Source organism: Alistipes sp. CAG:29 (assembly GCF_000435435.1).
Classification (GTDB): Bacteria; Bacteroidota; Bacteroidia; order Bacteroidales; family Rikenellaceae; genus Alistipes; species Alistipes onderdonkii.
Genome location: NZ_FR893459.1, coordinates 127148 through 146023 on the forward strand (window position 1 = coordinate 127148; position 18876 = coordinate 146023).

The following is an 18876-nucleotide window of genomic DNA, read 5'->3' on the forward strand; positions in this document are numbered from 1 at the left end:
CCCTATGCCCAGAATAGATATCGGAGCGGTACTCGCCGAGAAAGCCCCGCGGTTGGCCCGCTGGGTTCCCGGGTTCGTCCTCCGCTGGCTCCGCCGTACGATCCATGAGCCGGAAATCAATTACATCCTCGAGCATTACTGGAACCTGCCGCCGCAGGAGTTCATCCGCGCCTGTTTCCGCGAATGGCAGGTGACCTATTCGGTCGAAGGGCTCGAAAAACTCGATCCCAAAGGCCGTTACCTCTTCGCCTCGAACCACCCGTTCGGGGGGATGGATGGCATGATGCTGGCCGACAAGCTGATCGACCGCTTCGGCGATGCGCGCGTGGTGGTCAACGACCTGCTGATGCACCTCGAACCCCTCCGCCCGCTGTGGATCCCGGTCAACAAGCACGGTTCGCAGAACAGCCTTTACGCCCGCAAGTTCGACGAGGAGTTCTTTGGCGAGCTGCCCATCCTCACCTTCCCCGCCGGGCTGTGCTCGCGCTGCATCGGGGGCGAGGTGACCGACCTGCCGTGGAAGACCAATTTCCTGAAGAAAGCCTATGCCTCGCAGCGCCAGATCGTGCCGGTGTTCGTCGAGGGGCGGTTGTCGAACTTCTTTTACCGCGTCGACCGTATCCGCCGGATGCTGGGCGTGAAATTCAATATCGAGATGCTGTGGTTGTCCGACGAGATGTTTTCGCAGAAGGGCAAGCATTTCCGCATCCTCGTGGGCGACCCCATCCCCGTCGCCGAGCTGCAACGCTACGGCGCCCTCCGCGACCAGGCGGACTACGTACGTAAAAAAGCGTATTTTTTGGAAAATATGCTCCTCCCGGCGGAAAATAACGGGTAAATCGGTATTTTTGTCCCAAGTTATGCAAGCACGAGAAATGGAACCTATCATACCTCCCGTCGACCGGGAATTGCTCCGCGCCGAGCTTACGCCCGAGCGCAAAGCGCGCGACACGAAGAAGGCCGGGAACGAGATCTATATCTTCCCGGCGTCGGAGTGCCCGGCGCTGATGCGTGAAATCGGACGGCTGCGCGAGATCGCGTTCCGCGGCGCCGGCGGCGGTACGGGCCGGGAGGTGGATATCGATGCCGAAGACCTGGCCGAGGACGGGTATTACCAGCTGATCGTCTGGGATCCGGCGGCCGGGGAGATCGTCGGAGGCTACCGTTTCATCATCTGTACGGACGAATATCCCCGCCACCTCTCGACCGAACACTATTTCCGTTTCAGCGACAAGTTTCGTCGCAGGTACCTGCCCCGCACCATCGAGCTGGGACGCTCGTTCGTGCAGCCCTCCTACCAGGCGCGCGGCAACGCCAAGAGCATCTATGCGCTGGATAACCTTTGGGACGGCCTCGGGGCGCTGATCGTGCTGGATCCGAATGCGAAATACCTTTTCGGCAAGGTGACGATGTATACGACCTACAAGGCCGTGGCGCGCAATGCGCTGATCTGGTTCCTGCGCCGCTATTTCCCCGACCGCGAGAACCTCGTGGAGGGCATACACCCGTTGAAGCTCGACCTGGACGACCCCTATTACGAACAGCTTTTCACGGGGCGTACCTATCAGGAGAACTACCGGATACTGATCCAGAAGATCCGCGAGTTCAACGAGAATATACCGCCGCTGATAAATGCCTATATGAACCTTTCGCCCACGATGCGGGTCTTCGATACGGTGTCGAACCCCGATTTCGGCGGCGTGGAGGAGACGGGCATCCTGGTGACCATACGCGATATTTATCCTGAAAAGCGCGAGCGCTATACCCGCTGGCTGGGTTGGCAGGCCGATCTGAAATACCGGCGGGAGTTATTCCGCGAGCACATCCGCGGGCATTTCGACCGGATCAAGAAGAAAAGAAACGGCTAACTCCTCGTTTTCAATGACAAAGCCGCACGGAGACAACCCGTGCGGCTTAAATTTTACTGTTATTTTCCGCGGGAACGCAGTAAAACGGGATTCGCGGCGTTTATATAGGCAGTATCATAAAACAATTCGCCTTATGAAAAAATTATTCCGGCTCTTCCTTTGCCTGGCGCTGTTTTCGGGCACCGCGGCGTGCAGTGATGACGAAGCATCGCAGAACCTGATCGTAATCAACGGCGGGGAACATTTCCTGTCGCTCGACGGACTGGCCCGCGCAGGCAAGATTTCCGTGCTGGCTCCCGCCCCGTGGCGTGTGACGAAGGCTGCGGGAGACACGTGGTTCACGCTTTCCGCGACCGAGGGCCCTGCGGGATATTCCGAGGTCGAACTGAGCCTCGACGAGAATCCGGGTGCCGCACGCAGCGCCCAGCTCGCCTTTGCATGCGGGGATGCGATCGTACCCTTCCGCCTGTCGCAGGGAGCCCTGTCGGCCGGCTATGACTCCCCCGATTATTATTTCTACGTGACGTTCGGGACGATGCCTACCCTGTATGCGGGCATTCACCTGCTCTCGCACGACAAGCCCAGCTACGTATTCTATTCGCGCTCCAGGACGTTCGACCCGGCGGAGTTCCCGGGGCGTGCCGAGGTTACGACCGCCGCAGACCGAACGGCCGATGCCACGCAGGCCGAAATGGAAGCAATGGCGCGCGAAATGAAGCGCCGTATCCTGGAGATCAACAGCGCCGACCCGACGGCCGTCTTCGGCCTCTATGTGGACGACCTCCGCTGCCGGATCGGTTACGACTGGTTCGTGGCGCAGGGGATCGACTCGGCACGGGTCAAGGTGAGTATGCTTTCCGACGGTACGGGAACTTATAACAATTTCTACAACTACTTCGGCGACGCGGCGACGGCCGAACAGAACTAGGATACCTATGCCGCCGAGGTAGAGGCACTCGACTGGAACCACGGCGGACGTTATCCCGAGACCCGTTCGCTGCCCGAGTTCGAAAGCTATACGTGGCCCTATTACCTTTCCACCCGCCCCGACTACCGGCTGGTGGTGCAGGACGGTTCGCTGCTGGAAAGTTCCTGTCCGTTCATCACCGAAAAGCTCGGGGAGATGGAGATCGAAAGTATCCAGCCTTATGAGATGCTTTCGGCGTTGCCCGAGTCCGCCCGTAAGCGGTTTTACGACATGGCGGGATTCGATTACGACGAATTCGCGGCCCTGTTCGACGCTTCCCCGAAAAAGAACCTGGTCATCATCGGTACCAGCCACGGGAGCGAGGAGAGCGCACGGCAACAGCGCGACTATGTCGCACGGATCGTGGAGCAGTACGGCGAGGGGTATGACATCTTCTTCAAGCCCCACCCCGCCGATACCTCGTCGGCCGGTTACGAGATCGAGTTCCCGGGGTTAACGCTGCTGCCCGGCCAAATGCCGTTCGAGATATTCGTGTGGGCGCTGATCGACCGCGTGGACATGATCGGCGGCTACCCCTCGACGGTGTTCCTGACGGTGCCCCTCGATAAAGTGCGGTTCATCTTCGCCGCGAATGCCGAGAGCATGGCGCGACCGCTCAACATTCTGTTCCGCGACGCGACGGACGTGGAATGGATGCAATAGGTGCCTTTAGGCAGTATATGGAAAAGCCGGGCTTCCTGCGAAGCCCGGCTTTTTCGTGGCCTTTTCGGAGCGGGTTTACCGCGACGCCGCCAGCGACGACGGGGTGACGCCCTCGGAGTTTTTCGCCCAGTCGCCGCGGGCGCGGAGCACTTGTTCGACGATGTCGCGCACGGCCCCTTCGCCGCCCCGGAACTCCGAGACGTAACGCGAAGCCTCGATCACTTCGGCCGCGGCGTCGGCCGGGCAGACCGGGATGCCCACCTCGCGCATGCACTCCAAGTCGGGGATGTCGTCGCCCATGTAGATCGCGTGCGCGGGGTCGATGCCCTCGTCGGCGAAATATTCCCGCATGGCCGTGATTTTGTCCATGCAGTCGGTGTAGTAGCGGTTGATACCCAGCATCCGCAGGCGGTTTTCGAGCGTCTTGCCGCGTCCGCCGGTGATGATGCAGACCTTGTAGCCCATCTTGACGGCGTAGCCCAGCGCATAGCCGTCCTTGGCATTGTAGCGGCGGATGAAATCGCCGTCGAGCGTGGGGATGATGCCGCCGTCGGTCATCACGCCGTCCACGTCGAAGATAAACGCCTCGGTGCGGGCTATATCTTCTTTGAAATTTCCCATATGTTGTTACTTATTATCGAGTAGATGTTTTCGAGTCGGGGGGCGGCGGCGAGCAGTGCACGGTGGCGTGCCATCGTGGGCAGGTCGTTGCGCACGGCGGGGCCTGTCTGCACGTCGGCCGGGGAGGCGGCGTCGAGTGCCTTGGCGGCGGTCTCGGCCAGGAGCGGTTTGAGAACGTCGAAGGGCAGGCCCGCGCTGCGGACGATGCCTTCGCCGACGGCGTACATGTGGTTGACGAAGTTGCAGGCGAAAACCGCCGCGAGGTGCACCTTGGCGCGGCAGGCCGAGTCGGCCCACACCACCGTGTGCGAAAGACGGCGGGCGAAGGCTTCGAGTGCGGGACGCAGGGGGGAGTCATCGGTTTCGAGGAAGAGGGGGATTTGCGAAAAATCCACGCTGCGCCCTTTGGTGAAGGTTTGCAGCGGATAGAAGACGGCGCGGCGTGCATGGGCGGGAAGCGCATCGAGCGGCACGCTCCCCGCAGTATGGGCGACGACGGCTCCTGCAGGCAGGGGCAGCGCCGCGGCTACCTCCCCGACGGCCTTGTCGCTCACAGAGATCAGGTATATGTCCGCGTCGGCCAGCCGTGCCGGGTCTGCCGTCCACTGCGTTCCGGCGAGTGCGGCGACAGCCTCCCCCCGTGCGGCGTTGCGGGCGAACAACTGTACCAGTTGCAGGCCGCTTCGGGCGACGGCCTGCGCCAATGCTTCGGCAAGGTTTCCGCTGCCGACGATCACTACGCGTTCCAAAGGTCTCTCCATATCGTTTTACAGTAAATCCACCAGCCGGACGTTGTCCTGCGATTTGCGGGCGGTCTCTTTGAGCGTTTCCAGTTCCTGGTCGATGCGGGTCAGTTCGTCGCTCTGGGTCAGGTCGACGGTCGTTTGCCCCGATTTTTCGACCGCTTCGAGTATGCCGTAAACGGTCATTGACTGGGGGTCGTGCGCCGGGGCGAAGGCCACTTCGCGCTCGCCGTCGCCCGAGGGCACGGCGATCAGTTGTCCGGCCTGCACGAGCTGGTAAAGGATGTCGTTGACGATGCGCGTGGGCAGATCCAGTTGTGCCCGGATCTCGTCGGCCGGGGTGGCGCCGCCCTGGCCGCGGAAGTGCCGCACGACCGTGAGCATCACGGCCAGCAGGATCTTGCGCCGCTGGTCGTAGCTGATGAGGAGCGATTCGCGCTCTTCGCCGAAACGGGCGATGTTCTGGTAGGCGAACGACAATTCGCCGCCGAACAGCAGGATCTGCCACGAGGTCTGGAGCCAGATGAGCAACAGCGGCAGCGCTGCGAAACTGCCGTAGATGGCGTTGTAGGAGGTCATCCACCGCTGGATGTAGAGATAACCCCACTGGAAAAGCAGGAAAAGCGTGCCGGCGACGATGCCCGCCATCAGGGCGCTCCTGAATTTGACCTTCGTATTGGGGATGATGATATACAGGATGGTGAACATGATCCAGATGATGACCATTGAAGCCAGGTGCGAGAGCAGGGTGAAATACCAACTGCCGTCGAAGCCCAGCATCTGCTGGGCGTAGCTGCCGACGGCATTGGCGACGATCCACAACACAGGGACGATCATCACCACGGCGATGTAGTCGGTATACTGGCGGGTGAGGCTGCGTTCGACCTTGACCTCCCAGATGTTGTTGAAGGCGCTTTCGATCGAGCCGAAGACCCGGATCACCGCCCAGAAGAGCATGACCAGCGCCACGGCGGCCACCACGCCGCCCTGCGTACGGGCAAGCGCCTTTTCGGCGAACGTGACGATGTAGTCTACGATCTCGGGGTTCTGCGGGAAGAGGGCGTAGAGGTTTTCCACCAGCCCGTCGGCCAGCCCGAAGCCCTTGACGACGGCGAAGACCACCGCGACGATCGGTACCAGTGACATCAGCGTGTAGAACGTGAGTGCCGCGCTGCGGACGATGGTGCCGTGTTCGAGCAGGCCCCGCGCCGTGTAGAACAGCAGCCGGTATTGCTGCACGAGCCAGCGGATCACCGGGTTGCGCCATTCGCGGATGTCGCGCCGGAAGATCGTGTCCGTAAAATAGGTGAATATTTCGCTGATTTTCATAAGCCGTTTCCGTTCCCGTAACCCGGAGGCGCCGTGCCGAGGCCCGTGTGCCGTCGGGGCGGACGCTGTCCCAGTCGTGCAAATATAGCTATTCCAGCCGTACAACCCAAAAACCGCTCCCGATTTTCGTGAAGGCCAGCCGAACGTCGTTGCCGGCATGTACGCCCAGCCGCCGTGCCAGCTCTTCTGCGGCGAACGGGAAATCCCGTTTCATCAACTCCGCGCCGCGGCCTTTGAACGCGCGTTTCAGCCGCCGGGGGTCGTAGGGCTCGATACGTTCGATTGCGAATACTTTGCCAATTATCCCCTCTGGCCGCTCCGCGGCGAAACCGTACCCGTTTTCGCTCCATATGTCGGCTTTGCCGCGCAGGTGCAGCCGTGCCAGCCGCGCTTTCTGCAACGCCACGTCGGGTACCACGAGCCACCGGTAACGATCCGGTTCGAACGCACCCGGGGGCGGGGTTGCGCCGGCTTGGGCGGGCGTTGCCGTGAACGAGCCGCGTCCGAGGGCGGTCGCGGTAATGCCGGGGCCCGTGCCGTCGGCGTAGATGACGACCTCCTTGCATTCGTCGCCCAGCGATACGGCCTCCACGCGGGCTCCGGGGAAGAGCCGCAGTGCCTCGCCGATGTCGAACAGCGGGGAGTTTTTGACGCACAGTCGTCCCGAAGCCCTGCTGATGAGCGGCATTAGGGAGAGTATGTCGGGCGAACAATCCTCGAGCCGTACCATTTTGCGTCCGTCGCCCGAACGGCGGTCGGGGTCGGCATAGACCCAGTCGAAATGCAGTCCGGGCTGTGCGAGGTATGTTTCGGCGGAGGTATTGACGACCTCGATGTTCGCGGCGCCGAGCCGCCGGAAGTTCTCCGCGGCGATGCGGGCGAGCGTCTGGTCGCGTTCGAGTGCCACTACGCGGCGGAAACGGCGCGCCAGGAAAAAGGCGTCGGCGCCCAGTCCGCAGGTGAGGTCGAGGACGGCTCCGCCCGCGATCCGCTTGTGGGCGGAGCAGGCTTCGCTCGAAGCCTGTTCAAACGCCAGCGGCGGCAGGATGCATTGTGCGGAGGCGTATGAGGGGAGTTTCGCCTCCGCCCGCGCGAGGTACTTGACTTGCGTGGCGACCAGCCGGGCGTGGGGTATGTTGCGGTCTAAGGCCACCTCCAGCGGGTCGCGGCCGCGGTTGGCGGCGATGGCCCGCTGCACTTCGTCCGTCAGCAGCAGCGTATATTCCCCGGGGGTTATCATGCCGGCAAATGTACGCTTTTTTTCGGCTCGAAAGACCATGCCGCCAGGGTGGCGAGCAGAAAAAACAGGTAGATGCCTGCCGTCGCCCCGCTGCCGAGGGTGTATTCGGCATATCCGCCCGGGAGCGCCGCGGCAGCTCGGGCCAGCGTGTTGAGTAGGCCGGCCGTGCCCGAAAGCACGGCGTCGAAGGCCGGGGCGAGCCAGTTTACGGGAAGGATCATCCAGACGGTGCCGCCCAGCACGACGATGCTTCCCGCGAGGATCGCCACGGGATTGACGAGCAGCCCCGCCAGCGGGACTGTGCCGAAGGTGTGCGATACGAGGGGTGCCGTGGCGATGCCCGCCACGAGGCTGATGACGAGGGCGTCCGTGAGCAGGTTGAGCGCCCGCCGGCGGGTATGGAGCAGTCGGCAGAGCGGCACGCCCCAGACGAGGATGGCCGCGACGGCGATGAACGAGAGCTGGAAACTGATGTCGCCCAGCCAGGCGGGGTTCCACAGCAGCATCCCGAAGCCGGCGGCCGCCAGTGCGTTGAGTGCGACGTACTCCGAAGCCGAGGCCAGGGCGAACTGGAGCATCGTGCACATCACGGCCGCCCGTACGGCGCTGGGCGGGAATCCGGCCGCCGCGACGAACAGCCAGATGCAGACCGTTGCGAGCAGGTTGCGCACCAGGTGCCCGCGGTGCAGCAGCGGCAGCCACCACAGCATGAGGTTGATCAGCGCGAAGACGATCCCCGTGTGCAGTCCCGAGACGGCCAGCAGGTGCGACAGCCCGCTGCGCGAATAGGCCGTGCGCAACTCCTGCGTGATGCCGCTCCGGTCGCCCGTGACCATGGCGCGGCAGACGGCACCCGCGTCGCCCCGCATCCCGATCCGTTGCATCCGCTCGACGGCGTGCAGGTGCAGGGCGCTGCTCCGTCCGGGCAGGCGCTCGATGAGGGTGCGCTCCGACAGCCACAACGTTCCGGCGAACCCCCGGCGTGCCATCAGCCGGCGGTAACTTTCCGCTCCGCCGCGAAACGGCCGCACCGAACCCCGGCAGCGGATTCTCTCGCCGGGGTAGAGGGCCGTCAGGCTGTCGGCATAGAGCATTATGCGGTCACCCGAGGCGTGCCAGGTTCCGTGTGAAGGATCGCGCCACGCTACGGCCGTCGCTTCGGCCGAGGTGTAACGTCCGCGGTCGGAGGGGATACCCTCGACCGTGAGTTCATAAGTCGTGTATATACCGCGGGGCAGCGTGTGCGCCGTGTCGCGGAGCTGCGAGGCGGCGAATCCGGCCGTGAGCAGCATTACGAGTGCGCCGGACTGTGAGCGCAGCAGCAGCGCCAGCGTCCCGGACAGCAAAAAAGCTTCTGCGAGGAACCACAGGGGCAGCGTGAAGCAGTCAGCGGCGAGAATCCCCGCGGCGAACGGTGCGACGGCTTTTACCATCGGCATACGGTCGAGTCGTGCGGACAGGGAGGCGGCTTTCATCTCTGCAAATATAGTAAATTCGGATTGTTTTGTGCGATATTCGGGTGGGGTGTCCCGGTTTTTGGTCTGCCGCCGGCTCTTTGCGGATCCTCGCAACCCGCCTCCGGTTACCGTTTCCTTTCGTCGCCCGCCGGGCGGGTCAGCCGGATGCGGGCTTGTCGCGGGCGAACAGTTCCCACCCCAGTTCCACCTCGCCCATATCGGCCGCGGCGCCGTTTTCAACGCGTGAAATAGCGGCTGCCATGCGCAGCATCGTCGTGCGGTCGCGGGTGTTGAGCGGTTGCCCGTCCGGAATTCCGACGGCGTCGGCCACGGCGCGGATGTAGGTTTCGGTGTGGTTTTCCGAAGGCGGCGCCCACCGCGAAATCATGCCCCGGATCGTGTCGAGCCCGTAGCGTATCCGGTAGGTGTCCAGCAGTACGAATATCGCGCGGTAGCCCCATGCAAGGGACTCGAACTGTTTGAACGCCGGGTCGCGCGAGGGGCGCACTTCGCCTTTGTAGCGCACCTTCGACTGCCGGATATTGCCCGGGTTGCAGTTTTGCAGCCCCCTACTCATCGCCTGCCTCCTTTCGGATCCGACGGCGGACATAGCGGCGCAGCCAATGGAACAGCGGTGCATCGGAGAGCTGTGCGGCATTTTCGAGGAACGACCACAGCTCCACGCCGCAGGTGAAACCCGTGAAGAGCCGTGCCACGTTCAGCTGCATGAAGTCCAGGACACAGCTGTCTATCAGCCAGGCCATGGCGATGGCCGTGACCGTAAGTCCCAGTTTGAGCACCGTGCGCCAGGCCTCGCAGCTTTCGAAATACCAGGTGTGCCCTTTGCGGCGGGCCGCGGCGCGGCTGGCGGCTACGCCCGAGAGGAAGTCGATGCCGATGAATGCCATGGCACATGCCACCAGCGGGCCTATGGGGGCGAACAGGGCGATGAAGCCTGCCGTGAGCCCGCTAACGAGTCTGTATAAGGTTTCCATCGGTCGTGCAGCGTTTGAGGATGTTGTTATCGGAATCGTATTCGGGAAATTCCGCGGCATGTGCTTCGAGGTGTTCCGCAGCGCGGCGCAGGAGCGTGCGGGCCTGGCGGCGCAGGCTGCGTTGCAGTTCGCGCAGCGACTGGGCATCCGCCGGCTGGTAGGAACCCGATTTGGGGGCTACGGTGCCGCACTGTCCGGTGCGGATGTCGAGCCGCGGCTGTACGGCGATGCGGGTGAAGAGCGCTACCGGGGCTGCGAGGTATTCGGCCGTGAAGCCGGCATGGAGGCCTGCGAGCAGTTTTTCGTGGAATGCCCGTCCGATGACGGGCACGATGTAGCGTTGTTCGGCCGCTGCGATGTCGCCTTCGCCGATGGCTTCCGGCGCAAGGTACTCCCCGTCCGTAAAGGCCAATGCGACGGCTTGTGCAGGGGTGATCAGTGTGTTCATGATTGTCGTGGTTGAAATGAGTGTTCGAGTGCCGCCGGAGGCGGCGAACGGCAAGTTTCGAAAGGCCCGGAGAACCGGCCTTATTCTATGCTTCGTATGTTGTATTTCGTGATCTCCGACAGGAACGCCTGTTGGCGCTCGTCGTCGGGGTCGTAATCCAGCCCGTCGGCCTTGCGGGCTTCCCAGACCTTCATGTAGATGGGTTTGGAGCGCGTCGGCGGACGGTTGATGACCTGTAACGACGAGGCGTCTATCCCCAGGATGGACGTGATCGCCTCGCGCACGGGCTCCGTCAGTTCGGCCTGCTCGCCGAGGATGACCGTGTTGAGCGCCACTTCGTACTCGTGCAGGATACGCTCGGCGCTGAATCCCGAGGCGTAGTCCAGTCCGCTCAGCGTCCGGAACCATGAGTGTGCCACGACGATGTCCGACACGGCCTGTTCGTGCAGCGCCTGCCAGTCGCCTTCGTTCTGCGACGCGATAGGGATGAAGCGCGAATTGTCGCTCTCGCCACCGTCGCGGATGACGAACATCACCTGCCCGGGGTTGCCTGCGAATTTCTGTTCGGCCAGCCGTACGATGCGCTCGGCTTCGGATTCGTTGTCCACGGTGCTGTCGAGCATCATCACGCCCGAGAGCTGGAACGAGTTGTCGAGCCGCGAGATGTTCCATTTGTCGGTCTTGTAGGCGATGGCCGAGACGTTGAACCCGGCGATATAGGGCGGTACGCCGTAGTGTTCGAACATCGGTTCGTAGTCCTTGTAGTGGATCATGGCCCGCAGCGTGCCGTCCTCCTGCCGTTCGAAGGCCGGGTAGAGGGGCAGCGTCCGTGCCTCGGCGGCGTTGAAAGCCGCCCAGTCGTGGTGCAGGAGGATGTGCGCCGAATCGCGGGCCACGCGGCAGCGCGAAGCGTCCTGGTGGTGGAACGCGAGGAACGAGTGTTCCGCGTCGGTCACTATTTCGAGGAAGGCGTTGCCGAACAGGGCCTTGTCGAAGGCTAGCTTGTTGAGCACCTGCCGCAGGCTCTCCCCGTCGCCGTTCACACGGCGGATGAAGGCCGCGAGCAGGGGTTCATGCCCCTCGTCGCAGGAAAACCCCTTGCCCGAGATGTAGTCGGCCTTGTCGTTGATGATGCGGCGGTGCGTGACCGAACGCCGGGCCATCAGCGCCAGGGCATTGGGGAAGAGATTGTCGTCGCCCCAGCGCCAGAACTTGTCGCTTTGGACGCTCCCCGCGCCCGATGTGATATATGGGTCGTCCGCACGGTTGGCGACCGCTACGGCCGGCTTGAATTTCTGTTTTCTGCTCATGCTTCTTGTTCTTTGAGCTCGGCGGCCGGGTCGGTGTCCTCGCTCGTAAGCGTCAGGACGGCCGGCGTGCCGTCGAGGGGTTTGATGCCCGACTCCATGGCGAAGGAGTCCGGGCGCAGGGGTTGCGAGGTGCCGAAGCGTGCCGACCATCCCGCCAGCAGCCGCTCGCCCGAGGCCATCGTGACCAGGGCTATGAGCCCTTCGGTCTCGGCCGCACGGCGGAGTGCCGGGGTGAAAGCCTTGCGGAACGTCTCGCGGCCCACGACCAGTGTGAGCGTGTGGCGCATGCGCTGCGGCCCGGCGTCGGTGTCGAGCCGTTCGGCATAGGACGAGCGTTGTTCGGCGAGCGGCAGGGCGGTGAGCTGCGTCGCGTCACGGAAAATCGCTTCGGCGCGCCCGTCCGCCGCCACCGCCGCCCGCAGGAGGTTTCCTGCGGGGGTGACCGTGACGGCTGCGACGCCCCCAGCCGGTTTGCGGGGTTTGGAGTCTGCCATCGTTATGCCGGGTTGTAGGCGTAGGTCATCAGCGTCTCGTCGAGCACGTCGCACCCGGCCATGAAGACGGCACGCTGGCGGTTTTCCATCAGGTCGGGGTTGTACCACATGCGCACTTCGTTGCCGGGGAAATCGGCCGTGTTGACCGCCAGTACCAGGTTGCGGCGGGGGGGGGGGGGGGGGGGGGGCGGCGGTCGGTCAGCAGGCAGAACGACTTGTGCAGCGACGTACTGCCGAGGTAGGAACCCAGACGCACGTCCACGAGCGGTATGCCGTGGTAGGCGAGGCTCGGACGGCCTTCGGTGGTCGCCATGTAGGCGGCATCGGCACTCTTGCCGTCGAGGTATTTCTCGAAAGCGTAGTAGATGTCGGACGTGACGAAGAAGGCGAGCTGCCCGTCGGCCTTCATGTCCTTGACACGCTCGTCGGCGTTCATCCAGAGGTCGTCGAGGACGGCGACTACCTTCCCGGGATCGGAGAAATCCTCAGCCTGGCAGATCGAGTTGTAGAACTTCTCCTGCATGGCTCCGGCCTTCACGGTTTTGAGGAACCCGTCGAAGGTGTTGTAACCCGATGCCGCCGAGGTGTCGCCCACCCACATCGTGGCGCGGATGCTTTCGGCGACGGCCTGTTTGAAGAGTGCCGTCTCGGCCTGTTCGAGTTCGGTGCCCGTCAGGTCGTCCATGTTGACGTCGGCGCGTGCGGCGATCTTTTCATAGACCAGCGAGAAATAGTCGGCGGCCGAAAATCCCAGTTCGGCCTTCACGCGTCCCAGGCTGATGGTCTTTTGCAGCTTGGTCGCTGCGTTGCCGCCCGTCCATCCGGCGGCGGAGTATTTCTGGAGGACGTTGCGCTGTCCGTCCCAGAGCTGGATGGTCGTGGGTACGGGCATGTTATAGAGTACCCGTACGCCCAGTTCGCGGGCGGAGTCGCCGCTCAGGATCGGACGGAAAAAGATGGTTTCGAGGTCGGAACCGGTGTACTGTTTTGCACTTTCTAAGAAACTCATGGCTGATTTGTTTTTGGTGTTGGGTTATGTCGTGTGTGAATGTCAGATGCCTTTGAAGCGTTTGGCGTCTTCGGCATAGGCGCGTTGGTTCGCCGTCCGCACCGTATCGCCGTACGAGGGGTCTTCACGCGGTTTGGTGCAGGTGGGCGAGGCGTTCTGCTGCGCCTGCCGTATGGCCGTGGCCGAGCGGCGCAGCAACTCCTGCCGTTCTCCCGCGGTGAGCAGTACATTGCGGTCGGCGGGAAGCTCCTCGCGGCGGTTGAGCCCGATGCCTGCGAGCAGCCGCTCCCAGCCGCGGGCGATATTCCCTGCCAGCGAGGGTGCCGTGCGCTCCCCGTTGTCGGTCACCGTGTCGGCGAGCCCTGCTGCGACGGCCTCTTCGGGCGACAGCCAGCGGCCGTTGCCGTTGTTTTCGGCCATCAGCGCCTCGAACTCCCCGGCCGGGCGACCGGAACGGGCGGCATAGACCGCGGCGATGCGCGTGTCGGTCTGGCGGAGCAGGTCGAGTTTTCCCGCTATCTCTGCGGCGTTGCCTTCGGCGGCACAGATGGCCGTGTGGATCAGGTAGAGGGCGTTGGCCGAGATTTCGCGGCAGCCGGGCGATGCGGCCTGTGCGATGATCGTCGCCGCCGAGGCCGTGTAACCGTAACAGCGGGTGATGATGTGCGCATCGAGCGAGCATAGTGCGTCGTGGATCAGGAGTGCGTCGTTGACGTCGCCGCCCGTCGAGCGGATGTCGACCACGATCTGCGGGGCGTCGATCCCGGCGATGCGCTGCACCGTGTCGCGGAACTTCTCGTAGGTTGCGACGCGCGCTTCGGGCTGGTCGAACTGCCACTCTTCCGGTACGCCGATGGTGCCTTCGATCTCGATGCGGCAGACGCCGGCGCTGTTTTTGATTTGGATTTCCGATTTCATGTTTCAGGATTTGTACGTGTTGTAATAGTAGCTGCGCACCTTTTCGTAGGAGCAGCAGAATTCGTCGGCCGTGACGTGCATGGCCTCGCAGCGGGGTACGCCTTCCTCTGCCAGCCGGTCGACCCGTGCCCGTACGGCCCGTTGTTCGCAGGCCCGCAGGTTGACCAGTCCCAGTCCGAACAGCCGTTCGACGGCCTGCTCCCCTTCCAGGCCGCCTATTGCGCCGAGCAACACTTCGGCGAGCCGTTTTTCGTGCCGTGTCATCATCCTTCGCTCAGGCGTGTGAAGGTGCATCTGGCCGATGCCGCCTGCGGGTCGTAGCTTTCGATAGCATGGAGCGTGGCGCGGATTTCCTCGCCCCCGGTGTCGAGCCGGAATACCGAACGCAGGTCGGGCATCCCGGTGCCGGGCGTGAAGAGGCTTTCGAATTCGTGCGGCGCGAGCCGCAGCGAGAGGGTGATGCGCTGGCAGGTGGCTTCCTGTGCTGCCTGGCGGTCGTAGCGATGGTGCAGGCCGCGGATGCCGTCGCGGTCTTCGAAACAGAGCGTGAAGCCCTCCGTCGCTGCGTCCCCCGGGAAGTGGAATGCCGCGAGCGGGTATTCCGCCAGCCCCGAAGGATACCCCCAGCGTTCGCCCGCGGGCAGCGGGTGCAGCCCGGCGAAGCGCACGATACGGGGCGTGAAGTTGGTGCCGTCCTCCTGCACGTCATCCCGGTCGCCGACCTGCATGATCTGCGCCGAGGGGGCGTTGGCATAGTGCCCTGCCTCGCTGAGCGTGGGCCGGAAGAGGGGGTTGCGCAATACTTGGTCGCCCTCTCGTGCGGCATAGGAATCGGTGCGGACGCTCCACTCCCCGAAGGGGCTCCCGGCTCCGGCATTGAAACGGTTCACGGCGCCGTCGCCTTCCTGGTAGCCCCACGTGCGGCTTTCGTGTATTTCGGGGGCGATGTCGGCCAGCACCACGGGCTGCGAGAAATCGCTCCTGTCACGCCAGTCGGCCGTGGTTCCGCTGCCGAAAAATTCGTCGGCGGGTTCGATGCGTACGGTCTTGGTCTCCTCCTCGGTGTGGAACCTCAGGTTGAAGAGGTGTTGCAGCGCTTCGAGCAGTGCCGACTGCCGGATTGGGTGCCGGGCGACGTCGGCGAAAGTGATTGCGGAGCCGTAACCCGGTGCCGACGAGAACCGCGGTCGGAGTGAACACTCCTTGTGGAGCGTGAGCGACATTCCCTCCTCTGCGCCGTAGAAATAAATCCGGTCGAAGAATTTGGGCGATGCGGGGGCGATGCGTTCCGGGGCGGTTCGTACCCGCAGCTCGACGGTCGTCCGTCCCGATTCGGTGACGTATCCGTCGTACAGCGCCCAGTCGCCCGCATAGCGTACCCAGCGGGTGCCGCTGCGGATGAGCAACACGGGGTCGGCGACGGTGCCCGAGGCCGGGGTCGTGACCTGCGCCGTGCGCGCCGAAAACTCCGTCCAGAGAGCCTCTGCCACTCCATCCTTCGTGTAGGCCAGGCGGTACTGCGCCCCGTCGGTGTGGTCGAACACGATAGCCAGGTAACGGTGCCCGGGAGAGATGTCCGTCCGGCGGTCTTCATATCGGTTCGCCAGCGTGAAGGGCATGTCGGCGCCCGTCCCGAGGTAAACCGAGTCGAATCCCCGGAGCCGCTCACGCGTCAGGATACGGTGGTCGGTGGTGTATTTCAGGTAGTATTCGAAGCCCGCACTCACTTCGGTCGTGGGGGTGAAGACGATGCGCCCCTTGTCGAACCCGAAGCAGTTGCCGTTGTTGCAAAGTTCGGGAATCGGCTCCCCGTCGGTGTCGAGCGTCTGCGGCGTGGCCGTTTCGACGATGTTGCCCACGCTGTTGGCCGTTGTGGTCGGGTTGGCCGACACCCGCCCCAGGTGGTTGCCCTGTGCGGTGGCCGGAGCCAGCCTGCGGGCGTAGAAGCCCATCCGCGCAGCAAGCGCCGCCGTGTCGCGCGACGGGTAGGCACCGCTCATGTAAAGCGAGCGGAACTCCGGACTGCCCGTGAAATTGCTTTTGATGCGGTAGCCGGCCTCTGCGAAGATCGTCTCGACGAGCGTCGCCACGTGCAGGAAGGGATGGTAGTCGTCCACCGAGAGGATCCTTTCGGCGGGCAGCAGATCCGACGGGCTGTTCTGTTGCGGGTATTCGTCGCGGCGGATCGGGAAAAACTTTACGGGCGAATCGTCCGTCCAGCTGGCCGAGACGGTCGACGGGAGCAGGCGCGCATGATAATCGATGCCCAGGGCGCTGAACACCCGTCGGGCGGCATTTTTCGCCCAGCGGGCACCGCCTTCGCGAATTTCGATCCGGTACCCTTCGTCCGAAACCTTGAGCAGCCGTACCGTCCCGGCCAGCAACTTCGCCCCTTCGGCCGAGAGCACAGCCCTGTGGAGCGAGGCGTTGAACCGCCCTGAGGTATGCGGGTCGCGGGCGAATCCCAGAAGCGCCTCGTTACGGGGCGTCGCGGGGAGCGTGAACTCCTGCGACCGGCCTTCCCGTGCGGCTTCCACGTCCGCGAGTTCCGCGGCGGCGTAACCCCCGACGGCGATGGGCTCCCCGGCCAGGTCGCAGGGCTTCGAGTCGATCGTCAGTTCCATGGCATCCCGGTTTTACGTTTGGGACGGATTTCGATTTCGAGGCAGGTCACGGCGCCATGCCGGTGCAGGACGCTCTTTTCCGTAACGACGTCGACCGCCGTGTAGCCGTCGTCCTCCGCCAGCCAGACGTCGGGCGAGGAGAGGACTTCGGAAAGCCCTTCGAGGGTCGCCCGGGGTTCGTAGGCCGACACGAGTACCGTCCGCCGTTCGGCACGGGTTCGGGCGACCAGATGCCCTTCGGCTCCGTATGCCCGTTGCCTGATTGTTTCGACGGACTCCGACTTTTCGACCGGGAAGGTGTAATGTTCGATCCCTCCCGCGCTGCTGCGCCAGGCCAGCCGCCGGGCTCCGGTGGGGGCGGAGATGACCGTGTAGGCTACCGAGCCGCAGGCTCCGGCGTCTACGGTCAGTGTTTCGGCTTCGGGGAAGTCGCGCGTGTCGAGCCGGAAGACATGCAATCCTCCCGTGGCCGTGCGGTAGCTTTCGGCGGTCGTGGTCGTCCCCGATTGTGCCGTGACGGTTACCGTGACGGCTTCGTCCGAGAAGAGCGTCAGTTCGTCGCTCTCGCCGTGCGAGATCAGGCGGACGAGCGGCATTGAGGTCAGCAGGGCGAATGCCGTTACGTTTGTCCGGCAGGGGAGGAACGTCCGCAGCGGGGAGTGGACGGTCGGGGCCGTTCCGGTTGCCTGTGCCGCTTGGGCCTCGATGTAGGCCGTCACGGTACGCCCGTCTGCCATGCGGAATCCCGTGCTTCCGGTCGTCGGAACGAACGCGACGGCGCGCCGCAGGTAGGGGGCGGCATCGAACGAGGCGGACGTGACTCCGGCGAAGCGTTTGGCGCCGATCAGCGTGCCGTTTCCCGCATCCGCGATGCGCAGGTCGAGGGTGGCGGTTTCCGGCGTGGTGACGGTGTAACGGAGTTCCCCGCCGAGCGGGGCGTACTCCGGCGGAATTTGTGTGAATGTCATTTGGATAGATGTTTGGGGTGTTGTTGCGGCGGATTGCACGACGTTGCCCGTTGCCGTCCGCAGCGTGCCGGCCGTTCTGTTGCGTGCCCGTAACCCGGGCGGGGTTGCGGCCGTGCGGACGGCGACGGTGCGCCATGCTAAAACCACGTTACGATCCGGGCGGTGGCGGTTTGCGAAATTTCGCCGTGCGGGGTGAGCGAGAAAGAGCGCGGGCGGACGGAGAGCCCTTCGACGGCGAGAATGCGTTCGTCGAGCGAGAGCTCCGCGAAGATCTCGATCATCTGTGCCTCCATTTCGGCCAGTGCCGTGCGCCGCTCCGCAGGGGAGATGCGTGCTCCGGGGCGGAGCAGGTGCAGCGTCATGTCATAGGTCGCCCGTCCGTGAGTGCGCCCTTCGACGGCGTGCAGTTCCGGGGGTGCCAGCCATGCCGCGGGGTAATTCCGCACGGTGTGGCCCATGTCGTCCTCCGGCCCGGTGTAGAAGGTGTAACCCCGTTGTGCCGTGAGCTTTTCCGCCGCACCCTCGAGGTGGGTGCGATTCATTGTTGATAAACAGGTTGAAAGGTTGTTGAAAAACGAAAATAACAATTCGTAAACGACTGGCAATGAGTTCTGTCCTGATGTCGATAACTTGTGCACTGTGCACCGTGCGGTGTGAATTGTGTGGCAAATATACGACGGCGTATACCCCCTTGTCAAGAGGTGAAAGCACTTTTTCTAAAATTTGTGGAAAAACTCCCGAATTTTGATTACCTTTGCAACATCGAACCAACAGTTTTATACCCTTATGGATGATGGTCATAGTTCCACGTATAGCGGCCGTGTCGTATCTCAATACGATACCGTTCATCTATGGTATCGAGCACGAAGGTAACCTCCGTGCCGAACTGCTGTTGTCTCCGCCTTCCCTCTGTGCAAAGAATTTCGCCGAACACAAAGCCGACATCGCACTGGTGCCGGCCGCAGCCGTGCCGTCGCTGGCGGATGCGCAGGTAGTGACCGAGTACTGCATCGGAGCCGCCGGCCCCGTGCGGACGGTGGTGCTCCTGAGCAACGAGCCGATCGAAAAGGCGCGCCGCGTATTCCTCGATGCCCATTCGCTCACGTCGGTGCAACTGGCCGGCTACCTGCTTGCAAAGCACTGGAAAGTCACCCCCGAATACTATACGCTCGAAGATTATGCGCAGCTGGGGCACGCCCTGCCGGGCGATGCCTTCCTGCTG

General features: G+C 63.4%; 20 protein-coding genes and 1 pseudogene. 5 read left to right on the top strand and 16 right to left on the bottom strand.

Going from position 1 to position 18876, the window contains the following annotated elements; translation table 11 throughout:
- Positions 1 to 4: 4 nt before the first annotated feature.
- The 4 genes from QVP03_RS06765 to QVP03_RS06780 all read left to right on the top strand — a co-directional run bounded on the left by QVP03_RS06765 (position 5) and on the right by QVP03_RS06780 (position 3498).
- The gene (locus QVP03_RS06765; RefSeq protein ID WP_022332766.1) at positions 5 to 838 is read left to right on the top strand and encodes a hypothetical protein; all 834 of its coding nucleotides are present in this window, start codon (positions 5 to 7) and stop codon (positions 836 to 838) included.
- A gap of 22 nt (positions 839 to 860) precedes the next feature.
- Positions 861 to 1868 (top strand): GNAT family N-acetyltransferase, encoded by a 1008-nt coding sequence (locus QVP03_RS06770; RefSeq protein ID WP_055201708.1) that lies wholly within the window; start codon positions 861 to 863, stop codon positions 1866 to 1868.
- Between the two features lie 133 nt (positions 1869 to 2001).
- A complete protein-coding gene (locus QVP03_RS06775; RefSeq protein ID WP_022332768.1) occupies positions 2002 to 2796 on the top strand; it encodes a BACON domain-containing protein in 795 nt (264 codons plus the stop codon).
- A gap of 132 nt (positions 2797 to 2928) precedes the next feature.
- Positions 2929 to 3498 (top strand): hypothetical protein, encoded by a 570-nt coding sequence (locus QVP03_RS06780; protein ID WP_230317643.1) that lies wholly within the window; start codon positions 2929 to 2931, stop codon positions 3496 to 3498.
- Positions 3499 to 3573: 75 nt separating this feature from the next.
- Here QVP03_RS06780 and QVP03_RS06785 read toward each other — a convergent pair whose 3' ends face one another.
- From QVP03_RS06785 to QVP03_RS06860, 16 genes and pseudogenes are all read right to left on the bottom strand, one after another.
- A complete protein-coding gene (locus QVP03_RS06785) occupies positions 3574 to 4119 on the bottom strand; it encodes a KdsC family phosphatase (RefSeq protein ID WP_018695525.1) in 546 nt (181 codons plus the stop codon).
- Positions 4095 to 4868 carry a Rossmann-like and DUF2520 domain-containing protein gene (locus tag QVP03_RS06790; protein WP_055201709.1) on the bottom strand — a complete coding sequence of 258 codons (774 nt, stop codon included), beginning with the start codon at positions 4866 to 4868 and terminating at the stop codon, positions 4095 to 4097. Before QVP03_RS06790 ends, QVP03_RS06785 begins: the two co-directional genes overlap by 25 nt.
- Positions 4869 to 4886: 18 nt before the next feature.
- Positions 4887 to 6191: a YihY/virulence factor BrkB family protein gene (locus QVP03_RS06795; RefSeq protein WP_022332771.1), complete on the bottom strand. Its 1305-nt coding sequence runs from the start codon at positions 6189 to 6191 to the stop codon at positions 4887 to 4889.
- An 88-nt stretch (positions 6192 to 6279) separates the two neighbouring features.
- The gene (locus tag QVP03_RS06800) at positions 6280 to 7431 is read right to left on the bottom strand and encodes a THUMP-like domain-containing protein (protein ID WP_022332772.1); all 1152 of its coding nucleotides are present in this window, start codon (positions 7429 to 7431) and stop codon (positions 6280 to 6282) included.
- A complete protein-coding gene (locus tag QVP03_RS06805; RefSeq protein WP_022332773.1) occupies positions 7428 to 8906 on the bottom strand; it encodes a ComEC/Rec2 family competence protein in 1479 nt (492 codons plus the stop codon). The genes QVP03_RS06800 and QVP03_RS06805 overlap by 4 nt, the downstream gene beginning before the upstream one ends.
- 139 nt (positions 8907 to 9045) lie before the next feature.
- Positions 9046 to 9465 carry a hypothetical protein gene (locus QVP03_RS06810; protein WP_022332774.1) on the bottom strand — a complete coding sequence of 140 codons (420 nt, stop codon included), beginning with the start codon at positions 9463 to 9465 and terminating at the stop codon, positions 9046 to 9048.
- Entirely contained in the window at positions 9458 to 9883 is a 426-nt protein-coding gene (locus tag QVP03_RS06815; protein WP_022332775.1) for a phage holin family protein, read from the bottom strand. Before QVP03_RS06815 ends, QVP03_RS06810 begins: the two co-directional genes overlap by 8 nt.
- Positions 9858 to 10331 carry a DUF6712 family protein gene (locus tag QVP03_RS06820; protein WP_022332776.1) on the bottom strand — a complete coding sequence of 158 codons (474 nt, stop codon included), beginning with the start codon at positions 10329 to 10331 and terminating at the stop codon, positions 9858 to 9860. Before QVP03_RS06820 ends, QVP03_RS06815 begins: the two co-directional genes overlap by 26 nt.
- A gap of 80 nt (positions 10332 to 10411) precedes the next feature.
- The gene (locus QVP03_RS06825; RefSeq protein ID WP_022332777.1) at positions 10412 to 11641 is read right to left on the bottom strand and encodes a phage portal protein; all 1230 of its coding nucleotides are present in this window, start codon (positions 11639 to 11641) and stop codon (positions 10412 to 10414) included.
- On the bottom strand, positions 11638 to 12135 hold the full coding sequence (locus QVP03_RS06830; RefSeq protein WP_022332778.1) for a hypothetical protein: 498 nt from the start codon (positions 12133 to 12135) through the stop codon (positions 11638 to 11640). Before QVP03_RS06830 ends, QVP03_RS06825 begins: the two co-directional genes overlap by 4 nt.
- A 2-nt stretch (positions 12136 to 12137) precedes the next feature.
- Positions 12138 to 13144: pseudogene (locus tag QVP03_RS06835) on the bottom strand (hypothetical protein).
- Between the two features lie 42 nt (positions 13145 to 13186).
- Entirely contained in the window at positions 13187 to 14062 is an 876-nt protein-coding gene (locus tag QVP03_RS06840) for a Clp protease ClpP (RefSeq protein ID WP_022332780.1), read from the bottom strand.
- Positions 14063 to 14065: 3 nt separating this feature from the next.
- Entirely contained in the window at positions 14066 to 14329 is a 264-nt protein-coding gene (locus QVP03_RS06845) for a hypothetical protein (protein ID WP_022332781.1), read from the bottom strand.
- On the bottom strand, positions 14326 to 16686 hold the full coding sequence (locus QVP03_RS06850; RefSeq protein ID WP_022332782.1) for a hypothetical protein: 2361 nt from the start codon (positions 16684 to 16686) through the stop codon (positions 14326 to 14328). The genes QVP03_RS06845 and QVP03_RS06850 overlap by 4 nt, the downstream gene beginning before the upstream one ends.
- Positions 16677 to 17654 carry a hypothetical protein gene (locus tag QVP03_RS06855; RefSeq protein WP_022332783.1) on the bottom strand — a complete coding sequence of 326 codons (978 nt, stop codon included), beginning with the start codon at positions 17652 to 17654 and terminating at the stop codon, positions 16677 to 16679. Before QVP03_RS06855 ends, QVP03_RS06850 begins: the two co-directional genes overlap by 10 nt.
- Positions 17655 to 17791: 137 nt before the next feature.
- Positions 17792 to 18196 carry a hypothetical protein gene (locus QVP03_RS06860; RefSeq protein ID WP_018695510.1) on the bottom strand — a complete coding sequence of 135 codons (405 nt, stop codon included), beginning with the start codon at positions 18194 to 18196 and terminating at the stop codon, positions 17792 to 17794.
- Between the two features lie 248 nt (positions 18197 to 18444).
- On the opposite strand from QVP03_RS06860, the gene QVP03_RS06865 reads away from it, so the two are divergent.
- A partial coding sequence (locus QVP03_RS06865; RefSeq protein ID WP_303645450.1) for an MqnA/MqnD/SBP family protein occupies positions 18445 to 18876 on the top strand: 432 nt, incomplete at its 3' end.